This is a genomic window from Candidatus Amarolinea aalborgensis (assembly GCF_900491745.1).
Taxonomy (GTDB): domain Bacteria; phylum Chloroflexota; class Anaerolineae; order SSC4; family Amarolineaceae; genus Amarolinea; species Amarolinea aalborgensis.
The window spans coordinates 245,945-260,923 of the sequence record NZ_UETR01000006.1 but is presented as its reverse complement, the minus strand read 5'-3'; the positions used below and the strand labels follow the sequence as shown (position 1 = coordinate 260,923).

Genomic DNA, 14,979 nt, shown 5'->3' with positions numbered 1-14,979 from the left:
CAAATCCCAAGCGTCGTCATCTACTACACCATCCCACCATGATCTCCGGTCTCCGGTCTCCGGTCTCCGGTCTCCGGTCTCCGGTCTCCGATCTCCAATCTCCGATCTCCAATCTACGGTCTCCAATCTACGGTCTCCAATCTACGGTCTCCAATCTCCTAATGCAGGCGTGCGCTGGGCAAGAACTGCGGCGGCCGCCGGGCCAGGGTGGCCTGCTCGAACGCGTAGGCCAGGCGAATCAAGGTTGCCTCCTGATACGCGCCGCCGAAGAACGACAGGCCGATCGGCAGGCCGGCGATCAAACCGGCTGGTACGCTGATGTGCGGATAACCGGTCACCGCGGCCGGCGATGTACAGCTGCCCTGGTAATGATCGCCGTTGACCGGGTCGGTCAGCCAGGGCAACGTGCAGGTGGCGGCGACGATGGCATCCAGCCGATGCGCGCGTAGCGTGGCGTCAATGCCTTCATCGCGCGCCAGGCGCCGGTTGGCTGCCAGGGCTTGGAGATAAGCTTGATCGGTCAACAGCCCCTGCGCCTGCGCTTTGAGCATCAAATCGTGTCCGAAAAAGGGCATTACTTGCTCAGCGTGGCGTTCGTTGAACTCGATGATGTCAGCCAGCGACTGCATGGGCTTGGTGTTAGCAGCCAGCGACTGCACGGGCAGGGTGTTAGCAGCCAGCGACTGCATGGGCGCTGCCGCGGCGCGCTGCGCAAGATAGGCGTCCAGACCTGCCTTGAACTCGGTCAGGAGCACCAGGGTTTCGCTCTCTGCAAACTGGCCGGCCGTCAACACCGGCGCGGGATCAATCACCTCCGCGCCCTGACGGCGCAGCACCTCCAGGCAGGTTTCCAGCAGCCGATCCACCTGTTCGTTGAAGCCAAAGAAGTTGCGCGCCACGCCGATGCGCGCGCCGGCCAGCCTCTGCGGATCAAGGAACGGCGTATAGTCCTGGTAGACCGGGCCGTCGCGGTCAATCATCGCAGCATCCTGTGCATCGGCCGCGGTCATGGCGCCCAAGAGGATGGCCGCGTCGGCCACGCTGCGCGCCATAGGACCGGCCGTGTCCTGGCTGTGCGCGATGGGAATGATGCCGCGGCGGCTGACCAGCCCCACTGTCGGTTTGAGGCCTACAATCCCGTTCACCGACGCCGGCGACGTGATCGAGCCGTCGGTTTCGGTGCCTACGGCTGCAGCGCACAGGTTGGCCGCCACGGCCACGGCCGATCCCGAACTGGAACCGGAGGGGTTGCGATCCAACGCGTAGGGATTGCGCGTTTGCCCGCCGCGGCTGCTCCAGCCGCTGGTGGAGTAGGACGAGCGGAAATTGGCCCATTCGCTCAGGTTGGTCTTGCCCAGGATGACCGCGCCAGCGCGGCGCAGTTGGCTGACGATGAAGGCATCGGTCGGTGCGGGTGATCCAACCAGCGCCAACGAGCCAGCCGTAGTCTGCATCTGATCGGCCGTATCAATGTTGTCCTTGAGCAAGATGGGGATGCCGTGCAGCGGGCCGCGAGCGCCGCTTTGGCCGCGTTCGGCATCCAGCGCCGCAGCGATGGCGATGGCGTCCGGGTTGATCTCGATGACGGCGTTGAGGGTTGGCCCTTGACGATCAATGGCGGCGATGCGCGCCAGGTACATCTCCACCAGCCCGCGGCTGGTGAGCGTTCCGGCGGTCATGCGCGCCTGTAGTTCTTGAATCGTCATCTCTGGGATAGTCATGCGCAGTCTCCCGCAACTGAAATGCGCCGCATGGGCGGCAGGCTATTGTAACACAGCGCCGCGCGGGATCGCAAACAAAGCCGATTGACGCCGGTTTCTCAGGCTTGGGCGATTGAAACGGTGTGGAAACGTAACCAGGCGCTGATTTGCGCAAAGGATACGGCCGACTGGGCCACAGCGAGGGTAAAGGCTTCTAACTCGTGGTTGGCCGCCGTCAGCCGCCATCCGTTACGGCGCAAGAAAAGGCCGGTCGCCGTGGTGCCGACGCGCTTGTTGCCATCCACAAAGGGGTAGTTGCGGATGATCGAATCCAGCAGCGCCGCGGCCTTGTGGAACAGATCGGGGTGCAGGTCCTCGCCGCCAAAGGTCGGCTGCGGGCGAGAGACCGCGGAGGCCAGCAGACCCAGGTCGCGCACGCCTGGGCTGCCGCCAGTCTCGGCAAGCAATCGCATATGGATGAAAAGAACCTGCTCCACGGTGAGATAGTTCACGCTTTGGCCAGCGCCTCCAAGGCAGGACGATACTGGGTAATGAAGTCGCTCAACTGCTGAGCGAACTGCTCGTCAACGCCGTTGAATGCGACCGGCGTCGGGGTAAGCTCGATCAGGCCCCTGGCCCGATCAAACTGCAAGTCCACTTCGGCGCCTTCGGTCAGGCGCAGGGCATCGAGCCACTCCTTGGGCAGCGACACAACGATGCTGTTGCCGGTTTTGAAAATCCTGCGTATCATGCCAAACACCTCACTATGAACGATTGCTGTATAGACGCTGTAAGCACGTTCATCATATCACGCACGAAGGCTTGGCGCAAATCTCAGCCAAAAGGCGCGTCGCGCCGCGCTCCGCTCGCCGCGTTGGCGCTTGGCGCGCAGCCAGGTTTGCGCTACAATGACTCGTGCCCCCTGGCATCTCGTTTGTATTTCGACCAGAGGCTGTCATGTCCGCATCAACCACCAGCACCACCCTGTTCGATCTGCGCCGCCAGCAGGCGACCGCTGACGAGGCGCCGCTGGCCGCGCGCATGCGCCCGCGCACGCTGGACGAGTTCATCGGCCAGGAACACATCGTTGGGCCGGGCCGTCTGCTGCGCCGCGCGATTCAAGCCGACCAGTTGTCGTCGGTCATCTTCTGGGGGCCGCCCGGCAGCGGCAAGACCACCCTGGCGCGCATCATCGCCAACACCACGTCCGCCCATTTCATCGCCATCAACGCCGTGCTGGCCGGGGTCAAGGACATCCGCGACGCCGTGGCGGTGGCGCAGGAGCGCCGCGGGCTGCACGGCCAGAAGACGATCCTCTTTGTGGATGAAGTCCACCGCTTCAACAAGGCGCAACAAGACGCGCTCCTGCCCTGGGTGGAGAACGGCACCGTCATCCTGATCGGCGCGACCACTGAAAATCCCTATTTCGAGGTCAACAAGGCGCTGGTCAGCCGCAGCCGCATCTTCCAGCTGCGCAGCCTGAGCGAGGACGACTTGCGCGCCGTGGCGCGCCAGGCCCTGGCCGATCCCGAACGCGGCTACGGCGCGCTGCCGGTCGTGCTCGATGAGGACGCGCTCGATCACCTGGTGAGCGTAGCCAACGGCGATGCGCGCAGTGTGCTCAACGCGCTGGAACTGGCTGTGGAGACCACGCAGCCCGGCGCCGAAGCGGCGCACAGCGCGAACCAGCCGCAGATCCACATCACGCGCGACGTCGCCGCCGAGTCCATTCAGCGCCGTGCGGTGCTCTACGACAAGGATGGCGACGCGCATTTCGACACGATCAGCGCGTTCATCAAGTCCTTGCGCGGATCAGACGCGGACGCTGCGCTCTACTGGATGGCGAAGATGGTCTATGCTGGCGAGGACCCGCGCTTCATCTTCCGGCGCATGCTGATCTTTGCCGGCGAAGATGTGGGCCTGGCCGATCCGCACGCCTTGCAGGTAGTGGTGGCCGCGGCGCAGGCGTTCGATTATGTGGGACTGCCGGAGGGGCGCTTTCACCTGGCGATGGCCTGCCTCTACCTGGCGACTGCGCCGAAGAGCAACAGCGCGTTCGCTTTCTTCGACGCGCTGGGCGTGGTGGAGAAGGAGCAGGAAGCCGAGGTGCCGAATCAGCTCAAGGATGCCAGCCGCGACGCGGAGGACATGGGGCACGGCAAGGGCTACCTCTACCCGCACGCCTACCGCGATCACTGGGTCGCGCAGCAGTACCTGCCGGCCAGCCTGCAAGGCCGCGTCTTCTACCAGCCAGGCAACCTGGGCTATGAGCGCCAGATTCGGGATGATGTCGCGCGCCGCCGCGAGGCGCAGTTGGCCGCCATGCTCGAGGGCGAGGAGGCCGCACCGGTGCCAGGGCGCGACACCTGGGGCGCGGATCGGCCTTACCAGGGGCCGCCCGCGTCCAACCTGTGGCTGCAGCGCACCCTGAGCAGCCTGGGCGAGCAGTTGACGCGGCTGCGTGAGCGCGTCATGGCGCTGGCGGGGATCGAACGGCACAGCCTGGTGTTGGATCTCAACGCGGGCAATGGCCTGCTCACCTGGGAGGCGGTGCGCCGTGCGCCGGTCGGCGGCGTGTGGGCGTTGGTCTCAACCGCGCGTGAGGCCCAGGCCTTGCAGCAGATGGCGGCGCAACTCGACCAGGTAGAGCGGCCGGTGATCCTGACTGGCGCTGTGAGCGAGCTGCCAGCGTTGGTGGCGACCGTGGACGCGGCCACGCGCTTCGACGTGATCGTGGGACGCAGCGCGCTGACCACGCAGCCGGACAAAGCCGCCGCGTTGCGCAGCCTGCGCGGCCTCTTGCGGCCCGGCGGCCGCCTGGCGCTGGCGCAGACGGTGCCCGCGGCCACGCAGCGCATCTACGCGCTGGTGGACCGCAGCAGCCTGCCGGAAGACCTGGCGCAGGCCTGGCAGACCGCGGAAGAAGCCATCTACACGGATGCGGACGATGCCATGGTCAACTGGCACATGGAGGATCTGCGGCACATGGCGCTGACGGCCGGTTTGCACGACGTGAGCGTGGAGACGGTGGCAGAAATGAGCGAAGTGCGCATCACCCCGGCGCTGTTGGCGCGCTGGTTTGCTGAAAACGAGGAGGGCGGGCGGCCGAGCTATCTGCAGCGCCTGGCGCAGCAGCTCGACGGCGACGCGCTGGCCTTTGTGCGCGCCCTGATCGAGCGGCAGTTGTTGGGGCAGACCGTGTCATGGGGCAGCGTGGTGGCTTATGTGAGAGGGGTGCGTGATCCGAACTGACGTTTCCCGATTAGCTTCTTCTGGGTAACATGGAGGCATCATTGAGAAGCAGCGTGTTGCCCAGCGGTCCATCCAACAGCATCTTGAGGCGATTGATGACATTGCGTCCCAAAACACACTCATTGCCTCGGTCATCACCCACGACATAGATACACGGGAGGTCGAAGTCGCCAATCTTCATGTCCGCAACGTAGAGATAAACCCGTCGTGGTTCGCCCCACTGGCTGCGTAAACGGGCTTCATGAGCGCGGCGGGCGCCGATTTTTCTCAATTGGGAAACCGGAATGATCGTGGCATCAGCCCCAGTATCAATGATTGCTGATAGCGTCAGTCTTAGTCCTGAAGAAGTCACGATCAAGGTTGTTTCACACACAGGTATTGCGGGCGAATAGCTGGTATCGTATGGAAAATCGTTCACGGGGTGTCTCCTTCCCGGTCAAGGCGTCCACCGCGCCACTGTAACTCCAATCGGGTGTTGCCTGTCACTGGTGCAATCAGAACGGGAAGGAAGCCATAGCGGTGACGAATTCGTTCTTCCAGGTGTGCGAGGTCTTGATCATGATCCACCACGCGGCCCTCGATCATCGCCACATGTTCTCCTGGGTATTGACCGCGCAGTTCATCAAGTTGGGCCAGGAAAATGCCGGTCTCGGCATGGATTGCTTCTTGTTCGAGCCAGTCGAAATAGGATTGCACAGCTGCTTCCAGAACGTTACTCGCTGGCCGCTTAGTTACAGCCGCCAGTTGTTCGATCTGCCGGATGAGCGTTGGCTCCTTGAGCTCGAGCGTGGTCATTTCACACCTCATTTGTGTCAATGCGTCCTCTATCCTGCGCAGCCGTTCTTGGCGTCCACGCAGACGGAAACTGCCTAAGCGCCTGAATCAGATGCTCTCCGGCAGTCCCATCGTCACTGTGGCTGTCATTAGACATTCCTCCATTTGGCTCTTACCCTGCGTATTCTAGCGCACATGACTGGAATTCACAAGCTACCACGGCAAATTGCCCTTCACGTTAAGCCAACTCTGCACGAGATGGGAATTGGCTTCGGTCAGTCGTCGTATCATTTACCCGATTCACGTCTGTCTCTTGGCTTATCTCTGATTTACCGACTCCAGGTGTAGGCTGTGCAGAATTCGATGGGCCAATGGCGCCACCATGATGCCGGCGATGGCCAGGAAGGCCATGCCGGCGAAAAGCGCATAAGCCGAGGCAAACAGCTTACCGCCCACGGTGTGCAGCTCGTTCACCGGGCCCATCCCGCCGAGGATCATGGACGCATTCAGGATCGCATCGAGCCACGAAAGCCCTTCCGTGAGGTAATAGCCCAGAACGCCGACGGCCAGAGACACGAACAGGAGCGAGAGCGCAACGAGACCGTGTCCAAGCATCCGGCGCAGAAACAACGGCCAAGACAACAAAGGCTGCGAGCGATGCTCGTAAATGGCGAGATTCTTCATCGTTCTCATGCTTTTCTGACCTCACTAATTCTCCGGCGGTGTTTGTTTAAGCCGCCGGGAGCTACGCGTCATGTCAACTCGCGGGGTATGAGAGCCACGCGTTCGCGGGCATATGGAGCCAGGGAGAGCGTCGAGAATACCTGGTTTCTCCAGTTGTTAGAGATCGACTTGGGCAGTCCCGAAACTGCAATCCGGGTGCCGGTGTCGGCTCAATTTGAGCGTTGTTTCATGGTGATCTAAAAGTCGTTGTTAACGAGTGCGCCCGGTGTCGGGCGCAGACGATCAAGTGAGCTGCTCGACTTGACATGGTGCTTGTCTTGCCTAAAATGGGAGTTACCCACCCAGAGAAGGCGAGAGGGTCAGGTCGCCGACCAGACCACCTCGTCTTTTCGTTATCTTTGGCCTGATAGGTGTCCAGTTGGATGGGCCACTCTGAACCAGTGTCACCGGCGGCGCCCTGGGCCTGGCTGAATAAAGCATGTATCACTCCTTGTGCGCCGCCAGGAAGTGGCGGTCACGTGCGCGATAGCTGGCGCCCGTGATGATCATGATCTGGGCGTTGTCCACGAGGCGATCGAGGGCGGCCGAGGCGATCAAAGGGTCTTGAAAGATCTCAGGCCATTCACTCGGTGCGCGATTGCTGGTTATCAGGATCGAGCCCCGTTCGTACCGTTCGAGGATGACGTCAAACATGTCCTCCGGCGCTGGGGGACGCATGGGCTTGAGGCCGAAATCGTCGATAATCAAGAGCGCAGGCCGCAGATAGGTCTGCAGACGCCGGTCGTAGGTTCCATCAGCGCGGCCGGCGTTGAGATGAGCGAGCATCTTGTGGGCGCTGACGAACAGAACGTCGTGGCCGCGGCGACACGCTTCGTGCCCCAACGCTTGAGCCAGATGACTTTTACCTACCCCGGTCGGCCCACAGATCAGGGTGTTGCGGTGTCGCTGGATGTAGGCACAGGTGGCGAGGTCAAGCACCTGCTGACGGTTGATCGTCGGGTTGAAGCCAAAGTCAAAGGCCTCCAGCGTCCTGTCGCTATGGAATGCGGCGCGGCGCAGTCGCAACTGGAGCTGCTTCTGGGTCCGCCGCTCCACTTCGTCCTGAATGAGCCGGTTCAGGAATTCGACGTAGGAGAGCTTGTCCTGGATGGCCTGCTGGTTGCGCAGTTCCAGCGTGTCAAGGATGCCTGACAACCGTAACCGCTTGAGATGGGTATTGAGTTGGTGCGTTAGTTCCATGACATGTCTCCCAGGCCGGGCAAGAGCTCGTGGGCCGAGCGACCGAAGCGCCGCGGCGTCAGTTCAACAACCAATGGGGGGAGTGCAGCCAAGTCCAGGCGCTTTTCCAGGATCTGGCGGATGGTGCGAGTCGTGCAATCCTCGAAGTGCAGCGCCCGCATACAGGCTCGTTCCAGCCGGGGTGCGCCGAACTCCTCGGCCAGGCGCAAGATGCGCCACACCATGCGCAAGCGGTCAAGCGGACGCTCGGCCAGCAGCCGTGCGACCACATCGGCGGTGTGGATGCCGATCTCGTCGGCGCGTTTTTGGCAGGCTTCACGGGTGTTGAGCAGACCGGCGGCCTTGTGAGTCGGCAGATGGTCCGGGTTCGTGAGCCGTTCGCCTGGCGCCTTGGCCGGTTGATGCGTGGCCACGAGGGTGTATTCGCTGAAGATCTGCACGGACTGCAGACCGCCACGCACCCAGACCTGTTGGCCGACCAAGCGAAACGGCGCCGAATAGTAGGCTTTTTCGAATACGACGTAGCAGTCGCGGTGCACCAGGACTTGCTTCCAAACCGCCAGATCGTAGCGGGTGGCAGGTAGAGGTTGCAACGCCATCTTCTCGATCCCCTCGAAACGGTCCGTCGGTTTGGCTTTCGTCGTGCCATGAATCCGTTGACTGGCTATCTTCTCGACCCAGGCCAGCGCCTTGACATTGGCCTCGGTCAGATCGGTGAAGGTTTGACCGGCGAGGAAGTTGCGCTTCACGTAGTGAACGCCGCTCTCCACTTTGCCCTTATGCTGGGGCGTCCGGGGCCGATTGGGTGCAATCAGGAACTCATAGTGTTCGGCAAGGTCTCGGTAGCTGCGCTGCACGACGGGATCTTCCAAAGAAGCTCGCACAATCCCGGCCTTGAGATTGTCCAACACGACTCGGCGGGGCGTGCCGTCAAAGTAGGTAAACGCATTGATGTGCAGCTTCAGCCAGGTCTCGACGGTCTGGTCGAAGACCAGTTCGGCGTACTGGTGTCGGCTCCAAGAAAGCGTCATGACGAACACCCAGGCCTTGCGCATCTCCCCGCTTTGCGGGTCGCGGATCAACCCAGCATAGCCAAAGTCGACCTGGGCCTCTTCGCCTGGCTTCGTTTCGATGCGGATCGTCACGTCGGGCGTCGCCGGTTCCATACGGCGCACGAAGCGCCAGACGCTCGAATAGGTGCCACGATACTGGTGCTGTTCCTGCAGCCGTTGGAAGATCACTTGGATTTCCAAACCCCGTGTTCGCCATTCCCGAATGACTTCCTGAAAGGGAACAATGGTCGAAGCCACTGTAGAGGTTCCGGTGTCTGGCATGGTTGATTGTAAAAGAGCGTGTATCTCGTCTGTCGGGGGAAGATCTCCCGCCAACAATCCCGCCTTATCGGCCCATTCGCGATATTTCTTGACCGTATGCCGGCCAACTGATAGCGCCTTGGCCGTGGCACGATCGCTTTCGCCAGCGCGCAGCCGACGCAAGATTTCGCGTACATCTAACACGTTCGTTCTCCTTCCACTCATCGTCATTCCTTTCTGTTCCGCAATAGCTGCTTGCAAACAGAAGGAATTATCACCGTCTCAGAAGGAGAAACCAAGTTCTCGATTCGCCTTAGTGGCGCCGCATCACGCGAACGACCGGCGTCATTGGCCGCGAATCGGTGGCTCCATATGCTCGCGAACGCATAGCTCCGTATCCTTGCGAACACATGGCTCCCTATGCTCGCGAATCACTGGCGCTCTATGCCCGCGAACAGGTGGCAACTTTACCACGCGAAATGACACGTCACGACGTGGAGATGATCCCGGCCGCCCAGCCGCTGTGCAATCCACCGCATCCAACATCAGTAGCAGGGCTCCATGAGGCCGAAACTGAACCATTGGTGTTACAAACAAGATTAAGCCCCACAGGAGTAGAGGGAGCAGAAATATCTCTATTAATATTCACCCAATTCGATGTATTTCCATAACGTCCGGATGCATTTATCCCTGCAACCCTGACACCGTATCCGCCTGTGGCCATGCCTGAATTAAAACTTGAAGTAAAAGAGGTAGTTGTCTGGATGCTTGTCCAATCCCAGTTTGTTCCTGTTCCTACTGTATGACGTTCAATATCATACGATACTGCGTTTGATACCGGTGACCATGCCCACGTGCTGTTACTATTGGTACAGATAGGCGGAGTCACGTTTACCACCGGAGTACCGGGAACACCGGGTGTGGGAGTGGGACAGGTATTAATCGCGACAGGCTGTTGAGTGCTGCACCCATAATTGATATTATTTTTATTACAGCAAACCTGAAAGTTATAGTTTCCCGGATTAAAATTAGGCGACGTTGTATTTGTTGCTGTATTTGCTAAAGGATTGGCAGGACTAAATCCGCTTTGCAACCAATTGCTGCCGTTATGATAAAAAGCTAACACATAAGAAGTCTCGATTGGACTGTTTACTGTCCAATGTAAATTAACCGTTGTAGCTCCGCAGGAATTATTTTTAGTTGCAGTAAAATTTGATATTGAGCAGACCGGGATTGGTGTGGGTGTAGGCACGGTTGGACAGTCTTGAAAACATGCACCGCATTCATGATCAATTTGACACCAGGGATCTGTACAGGGCGGAGGTGAATTCGGGCATTCATTACCGCCGCTACAACCTGGAATAGTATTGGGTCCACAACCTATAGTATGATTTCCTAGGTTATAGCTCCGGCAGCTGATCTTCCATGGACAAGAGGCGTTATCGCATCCCCAACCTTCAGGTACACAATAGTTACAACAGCTTGTTCCAGGTGTCGTGCATTTTTTACAATAACCATCATTTGTATCACAGGTTCCGTCTCCACATCCCCTGCTTCGGCAATCATACGAACCTGCCACAGTACCGCACACTTGTCCACTACAGTTGGCATGACATGTGTTTCCACCGGCAGGAGGAGGGGTTGGAGTTGGTACTCCAGGAGGAGGTGTTACTCCGCCTGGCGGGGGTTGTGGAACTGATGTCGGAGGTATTACAGGAATTGAAGTCGGACACGGGTTGCCCACGCCAGGGCGGCAATAATTGTCGCCTGAACATACATATCCGCATTGACAATTCAAATTAGAATCACAATCTTCAGGAGGATAATATGCAAGAGCAAAGTGAATTCTGTTAACCAACAGCAAACTTATCAGGATAAAAAAGAGACTCACTCTGATTTTCTTCCAGTTTGTCATAGTTTTCGGGTAATAGTAAGCGGAATTATTCGTCCATTGACAACATTATGTTGCCTCCATGTAACCAATAACCGCATTGTATCAACAAGAGGAAACGGAATATTCTCCTGGATGGTGCTTGAAAAACCATTTTGAAAAATAGTTCTGGAATAAAATTTCGTATTGGAATCTGTTTGCATCGTGGCTGTTTGATGGTCTATGAAGCGAACGGTACACAAAGAAGAAGATGTACCGGTTTTTTCCACAGTCACTATCGCTGCATCAATTTGGCCTTTGACATCGGGATAAGAATGTATTTCGGACAAAAGCCACTCTTTTTGTTTGAACGGATCTGTTTGGGGTGTACTGGTTATATTTCTTTTTTGCTCTTGGACAACAGGATTTTTTGGGACATTCTTTTGTTTTTGAGTGGATAAGGTATAAAACCATAGTTCTCCGCCAATAACACAAATCAGTAAAACTAAAATAAAAGGTAAGGCTTTTATCATACGTATACATTATGAAAGAAAATATAGCTTGTGTCAAGCAAGATTATGGATAATTGGGTCACCAACCTCTTCGTTTTGCTTCATCGTTGAATTGACGTTGATAAATGTTAACAATTTGTTCTATTTCATTTCTGGTATGATTGTTTGAAATCAATCGACTACCGTCAGCTTTTTCTGCATTAAGGAGATCTCGCAGTACAACAACGTACATTGTCATTGATGCAACATCTGCATAATGACTATCTTTATTAAAACTGGGCGAATATTCAGTCATCCATTCGTTTGACATAGCTTCTTTCATCACACCTGCAATCTGTTTATACCACTGGACTTCATTCATATTAGCACGTCTGATAAAATCAGATCGACTTTCACCGGGCAATTGCCCCATACCAAATAAAATGTCTAACTTGACTGCACCAGGTTCATCTCCATCTCCAGACCAAATACCTTTTCCTGGATTATTGATAATTCTTTTTGCATTTTCCAAAAATCTGAGTGGAAAATCAGGAGAAAATGGAGCATGAAACCAGGGGAATATATTTTCTATTTGTTCGTTTTTTTTCGGTGTAACATATTTGAGCGCATCAAAATACTGAAGCAACTTCTTTTTTTCTTGTGGTGTATATCCAACTATGTTTCCCGGAGCCTCAATTTTCTGCCGCCATTCAGTCAGAATCTGCTCCGATGTTTTAAGCTGGGCTTTTGGTTCAAGCGGAGATACCGTCGTCCACGTATTAGTTCCCTCATTATATATGTGCGAAATCAATATATCATTTTCATCCGATACCACAACTGTCCCCCATGCTTCACTCCACCATATTTTTGGGAACCTGATTCCAAATTGCTCAAGTTGCTTCTTGCTAATTGATTGGCTGCTGTCCGACCGAACCATCTTTGGAGCCGTAGTAACGACAAGTTGCGCATCACGATATACATAGACTGCCTGTTTTCCCACAATCACTACTTTTCCTTGCCCCAATGGAGTGTATTCATTTGACTTAATTACTCCTGATTTGACGTTTGCTATGTCTGCGTACTTTTCCAACCAGGCCAATTGCTGAGAAACATCACCGCCTGATGGCAGCACAAATATTGTTCCATTTTCGTCTTGAAAAACACGGCCTGTAAACAATTCCGGACCATGTGTTCCTACAAAACCTGCATAAGGCGCTCCAAATTTTCCATCAAAACTGACATAGGGCGCTATTGTATTAGAAATAGCACTATTATTTTCTATACTAACTTGTCGTAATGTAAATGCACCTGCTTTTATTTCAACTACCGGAGTAGGAGAAGGGATCTGCGTTTCATCCGGAACTGGAGTATCTGTTGCGGGAGGAGTTGCAGTATCGGTTGAAGGAGGAGTTGCGCCTGGAGTTGGGATTACCTCCGTCGCTGTTGCGGCCGGGCTTGGAGAAACCTTTGCTGTTGGTGAGCCTGGTGATGGTGGAGGTTCAGTGGATGGAACGACGGTCGCAGGCGAAGTCGAGGTTTCCGGCCCGGCCGCCGGGGTGACGGTTTCAGCCGCGCGGTCGGCGGTGGGCGCTGCTGACTGACACGCGCTCAGGAGGAGCAGCGCGCAGACAGCCAGAGAGGCTGTGCATAGCAAATGACGCCGCATCTTCATCGTTGGCCTCCGCCATCGGCTGCGTCCGCGCGGCGAGCGCCGATTCTTAGCTATCCCGGCCACATCTCCGGCGGCCAAACAGCAAACACAATATCCATGCGACCAACAGCTGGCCGTCAGCGTACCAAGCTGGCGCGAGCATGGCTGACTGAGCCTTCAGCTGCGCGATGCTGGCGGCTGCTCGCCTGGCAGAAAGTAGTCCATCAAATCTTGGAATACAGCCGGCGCCAGGCGATGAAGGGTGCGTAGAATTTCCTCGGCGGCCTGCCGAATCTCCCACTGCGCGGCCTTGTCGCAGCGCAGCCAGCAGAAGTGACGCCAGGCGCCAAAATCCATCGTGACCACGATGCGCGTGACCGCGGCATTGGGCAGCAAGAAGCGGCTGTCTTCCTTGCGAATGCCCAACGCGCGCAGTTCCCCGTACGCTTGCTCCAGGTCGCGCATGGCCTGCTCGAAGCGCGCGCGCGCCTCCGGGTTCTGCGCGATGGCCGGCGGAATCACGGTCAGCTCGACGCCAGACTGCGCAATTTTGCCCAGGTCAACATAGCGCTGACTTTCCTGGCTGAAAGAGGCGAGCCGATGGCGCACCAGTTGGTGACTGGCCGCGCGCGAGATGCCATCGAGCAAGAAGGTCGCCGCGCCGTGATGCTGCAGCTCGTCTGCGGACAGGGCAGCAGGCACGAGGCTGCCGAGCAAGAGCACGTTCATGCTTTCTCTCCTGCCAGGTCCGCGTACAGCATCGGCCATTCCTGCGCGGCCGCGGCCAAGAGATGACGCGCCAGCTCAGAATTGGCGTTCTTGATGATATCGCGCAGCGTGCGCGCGTTCATGCTGAGCAGAACCGACTCAGAACGCCGCGTGAAGCGCAGGCCATGCGCCGCCTGGAAGGCCTGCAAAATGTCCGTCTCCGGCGCGTCCCACGCCTCGAAGACCATCTGCAGATGTTCGATAATGTCCTCATGCCCTTCACGGACGCGGGCGCTGATGAAACTCGGCGCCGTTCCCATCTTGTCGGTGGAACGGTAGCAGACGCGGCCCGCGTACTCGATGAGGGCCGATCCGAACGATTGCGGCCCCTGGGCGACCAGGTATCGCACATCACTTGTCTCTAGGTCTTGCGTCAACAAATCGGGGTTGATCTGGGTTGCCGCCAGCAACGTCACACGCATGATAAATTCGGCCTCCAAGCCTTCCGAAGTCTCGCAGGCTTCGGAAGGCTGCCACCGCAGTCTAGCTGACCTCGGAAGTCTGCTAACGGATGTTTATGCTTCGCGAATGTCAATGATCTCGCCGACTAAGCGCCCCAGGGTTTCCTGCACGGTAGCCAGGTCGAGATCGGAGACTTTGAGCATGACCTCGAAGGTGCCGGGCTTGATGCCCTCCAGCGTGCTCAGGGCCACGATGTTGCCGCCCTTCAGGGTAATGGCCGAGGTCATAGCCGCCAGCTGACCTTTGACATCCGGCACGATCAGGGTGGAACGTACGCCCCGCCGCCGCGCGCCGAGCAGATCCACGAAAATCTTGAACAGATCGGATTCGGTGATGATGCCAACCATGTTGTCGCCGTCTACCACGGGCAGGCCGCCGATTTTCTTGTCCGCCATGATGCGGGCTGCTTCTTCCAGCGGCGCTTTGGGCGTGACGGTGATGACCGGCGTGGACATGATCTTCTCAACGACCAGGCGCGAGAGAAGATAGCGCAGTTCAAAGATGTCAAGCGATGTAGCTGGTGAGGGAGAAGCCAGGTAGAGATCTTTGTCTGACACAATACCCACCAGTTTACCGTTCTTGTCCATCACAGGCAGGCGACGGACATTTTTGTCGCGCATTAGGCGCAGGGCGTCATCAACGCCCGTGTCGCGGGTGATCACGATGGGGTTCTTACTCATGCGCTCGCCAACTAACATAGGTTCCTCCTTCGTAACTTGGTGGTAACTATTCAGGCGTCGCGCCGTGGCAAGCGAGCGATTGAAATCGCGCCTGA

16 protein-coding genes are annotated in these 14,979 nt (G+C 57.4%); 1 reads left to right on the top strand and 15 read right to left on the bottom strand.

The window, feature by feature from the left end:
- Positions 1 to 158 precede the first annotated feature (158 nt).
- The 3 genes from ACPQ6D_RS10860 to ACPQ6D_RS10850 form a co-directional block, all read right to left on the bottom strand.
- Entirely contained in the window at positions 159 to 1,721 is a 1,563-nt protein-coding gene (locus ACPQ6D_RS10860) for an amidase family protein (RefSeq protein ID WP_423224344.1), read from the bottom strand.
- A 98-nt stretch (positions 1,722 to 1,819) separates the two neighbouring features.
- Positions 1,820 to 2,212 (bottom strand): type II toxin-antitoxin system death-on-curing family toxin, encoded by a 393-nt coding sequence (locus ACPQ6D_RS10855; RefSeq protein ID WP_423224343.1) that lies wholly within the window; start codon positions 2,210 to 2,212, stop codon positions 1,820 to 1,822.
- The gene (locus ACPQ6D_RS10850) at positions 2,209 to 2,451 is read right to left on the bottom strand and encodes an AbrB/MazE/SpoVT family DNA-binding domain-containing protein (protein WP_423224342.1); all 243 of its coding nucleotides are present in this window, start codon (positions 2,449 to 2,451) and stop codon (positions 2,209 to 2,211) included. The genes ACPQ6D_RS10855 and ACPQ6D_RS10850 overlap by 4 nt, the downstream gene beginning before the upstream one ends.
- 206 nt (positions 2,452 to 2,657) lie before the next feature.
- Between ACPQ6D_RS10850 and ACPQ6D_RS10845 the strand changes: the two genes are divergently transcribed.
- A complete protein-coding gene (locus ACPQ6D_RS10845; RefSeq protein ID WP_423224341.1) occupies positions 2,658 to 4,952 on the top strand; it encodes an AAA family ATPase in 2,295 nt (764 codons plus the stop codon).
- A gap of 10 nt (positions 4,953 to 4,962) precedes the next feature.
- On the opposite strand, the gene ACPQ6D_RS10840 is transcribed toward ACPQ6D_RS10845, so the two are convergent.
- The 12 genes from ACPQ6D_RS10840 to ACPQ6D_RS10785 all read right to left on the bottom strand — a co-directional run bounded on the left by ACPQ6D_RS10840 (position 4,963) and on the right by ACPQ6D_RS10785 (position 14,902).
- On the bottom strand, positions 4,963 to 5,370 hold the full coding sequence (locus tag ACPQ6D_RS10840) for a retroviral-like aspartic protease family protein (protein ID WP_423224340.1): 408 nt from the start codon (positions 5,368 to 5,370) through the stop codon (positions 4,963 to 4,965).
- A complete protein-coding gene (locus tag ACPQ6D_RS10835; RefSeq protein WP_423224339.1) occupies positions 5,367 to 5,747 on the bottom strand; it encodes a DUF5678 domain-containing protein in 381 nt (126 codons plus the stop codon). The genes ACPQ6D_RS10840 and ACPQ6D_RS10835 overlap by 4 nt, the downstream gene beginning before the upstream one ends.
- 297 nt (positions 5,748 to 6,044) lie before the next feature.
- Positions 6,045 to 6,410 carry a hypothetical protein gene (locus ACPQ6D_RS10830; RefSeq protein ID WP_423224338.1) on the bottom strand — a complete coding sequence of 122 codons (366 nt, stop codon included), beginning with the start codon at positions 6,408 to 6,410 and terminating at the stop codon, positions 6,045 to 6,047.
- Between the two features lie 483 nt (positions 6,411 to 6,893).
- On the bottom strand, positions 6,894 to 7,649 hold the full coding sequence (istB, locus tag ACPQ6D_RS10825; protein ID WP_423222637.1) for an IS21-like element helper ATPase IstB: 756 nt from the start codon (positions 7,647 to 7,649) through the stop codon (positions 6,894 to 6,896).
- The gene (istA, locus tag ACPQ6D_RS10820; RefSeq protein ID WP_423224337.1) at positions 7,640 to 9,187 is read right to left on the bottom strand and encodes an IS21 family transposase; all 1,548 of its coding nucleotides are present in this window, start codon (positions 9,185 to 9,187) and stop codon (positions 7,640 to 7,642) included. Before istA ends, istB begins: the two co-directional genes overlap by 10 nt.
- 262 nt (positions 9,188 to 9,449) lie before the next feature.
- Positions 9,450 to 10,214, bottom strand: a complete 765-nt coding sequence (locus ACPQ6D_RS10815) for a hypothetical protein (protein ID WP_423224336.1) — start codon at positions 10,212 to 10,214, stop codon at positions 9,450 to 9,452.
- A 143-nt stretch (positions 10,215 to 10,357) separates the two neighbouring features.
- The gene (locus ACPQ6D_RS10810; protein ID WP_423224335.1) at positions 10,358 to 10,573 is read right to left on the bottom strand and encodes a hypothetical protein; all 216 of its coding nucleotides are present in this window, start codon (positions 10,571 to 10,573) and stop codon (positions 10,358 to 10,360) included.
- A 300-nt stretch (positions 10,574 to 10,873) separates the two neighbouring features.
- Complete coding sequence (locus tag ACPQ6D_RS10805; protein ID WP_423224334.1) at positions 10,874 to 11,365, bottom strand: hypothetical protein; 492 nt, start codon at positions 11,363 to 11,365, stop codon at positions 10,874 to 10,876.
- 58 nt (positions 11,366 to 11,423) lie between these two features.
- Complete coding sequence (locus tag ACPQ6D_RS10800; RefSeq protein ID WP_423224333.1) at positions 11,424 to 12,995, bottom strand: hypothetical protein; 1,572 nt, start codon at positions 12,993 to 12,995, stop codon at positions 11,424 to 11,426.
- 156 nt (positions 12,996 to 13,151) lie between these two features.
- Positions 13,152 to 13,703 carry an FAD-dependent thymidylate synthase gene (gene thyX / locus ACPQ6D_RS10795; RefSeq protein ID WP_423224332.1) on the bottom strand — a complete coding sequence of 184 codons (552 nt, stop codon included), beginning with the start codon at positions 13,701 to 13,703 and terminating at the stop codon, positions 13,152 to 13,154.
- Positions 13,700 to 14,164 carry a hypothetical protein gene (locus ACPQ6D_RS10790; protein ID WP_423224331.1) on the bottom strand — a complete coding sequence of 155 codons (465 nt, stop codon included), beginning with the start codon at positions 14,162 to 14,164 and terminating at the stop codon, positions 13,700 to 13,702. Before ACPQ6D_RS10790 ends, thyX begins: the two co-directional genes overlap by 4 nt.
- A 93-nt stretch (positions 14,165 to 14,257) precedes the next feature.
- Positions 14,258 to 14,902, bottom strand: a complete 645-nt coding sequence (locus tag ACPQ6D_RS10785) for a CBS domain-containing protein (RefSeq protein ID WP_423224330.1) — start codon at positions 14,900 to 14,902, stop codon at positions 14,258 to 14,260.
- Positions 14,903 to 14,979: the final 77 nt, after the last annotated feature.

What these genes read in the sequence shown, in the direction of transcription:
- istA (WP_423224337.1), bottom strand. Translation starts at nt 9,187, where the DNA reads ATGAGTGGAAGGAGAACGAACGTGTTAGATGTACGCGAAATCTTGCGT.
- ACPQ6D_RS10830 (WP_423224338.1), bottom strand. Translation starts at nt 6,410, where the DNA reads ATGAAGAATCTCGCCATTTACGAGCATCGCTCGCAGCCTTTGTTGTCT.
- ACPQ6D_RS10805 (WP_423224334.1), bottom strand. Translation starts at nt 11,365, where the DNA reads ATGATAAAAGCCTTACCTTTTATTTTAGTTTTACTGATTTGTGTTATT.
- ACPQ6D_RS10790 (WP_423224331.1), bottom strand. Translation starts at nt 14,164, where the DNA reads ATGCGTGTGACGTTGCTGGCGGCAACCCAGATCAACCCCGATTTGTTG.
- ACPQ6D_RS10810 (WP_423224335.1), bottom strand. Translation starts at nt 10,573, where the DNA reads ATGCCAACTGTAGTGGACAAGTGTGCGGTACTGTGGCAGGTTCGTATG.
- ACPQ6D_RS10800 (WP_423224333.1), bottom strand. Translation starts at nt 12,995, where the DNA reads ATGAAGATGCGGCGTCATTTGCTATGCACAGCCTCTCTGGCTGTCTGC.
- ACPQ6D_RS10845 (WP_423224341.1), top strand. Translation starts at nt 2,658, where the DNA reads ATGTCCGCATCAACCACCAGCACCACCCTGTTCGATCTGCGCCGCCAG.
- ACPQ6D_RS10860 (WP_423224344.1), bottom strand. Translation starts at nt 1,721, where the DNA reads ATGACTATCCCAGAGATGACGATTCAAGAACTACAGGCGCGCATGACC.
- ACPQ6D_RS10850 (WP_423224342.1), bottom strand. Translation starts at nt 2,451, where the DNA reads ATGATACGCAGGATTTTCAAAACCGGCAACAGCATCGTTGTGTCGCTG.
- istB (WP_423222637.1), bottom strand. Translation starts at nt 7,649, where the DNA reads ATGGAACTAACGCACCAACTCAATACCCATCTCAAGCGGTTACGGTTG.
- ACPQ6D_RS10835 (WP_423224339.1), bottom strand. Translation starts at nt 5,747, where the DNA reads ATGACCACGCTCGAGCTCAAGGAGCCAACGCTCATCCGGCAGATCGAA.
- ACPQ6D_RS10785 (WP_423224330.1), bottom strand. Translation starts at nt 14,902, where the DNA reads ATGTTAGTTGGCGAGCGCATGAGTAAGAACCCCATCGTGATCACCCGC.
- thyX (WP_423224332.1), bottom strand. Translation starts at nt 13,703, where the DNA reads ATGAACGTGCTCTTGCTCGGCAGCCTCGTGCCTGCTGCCCTGTCCGCA.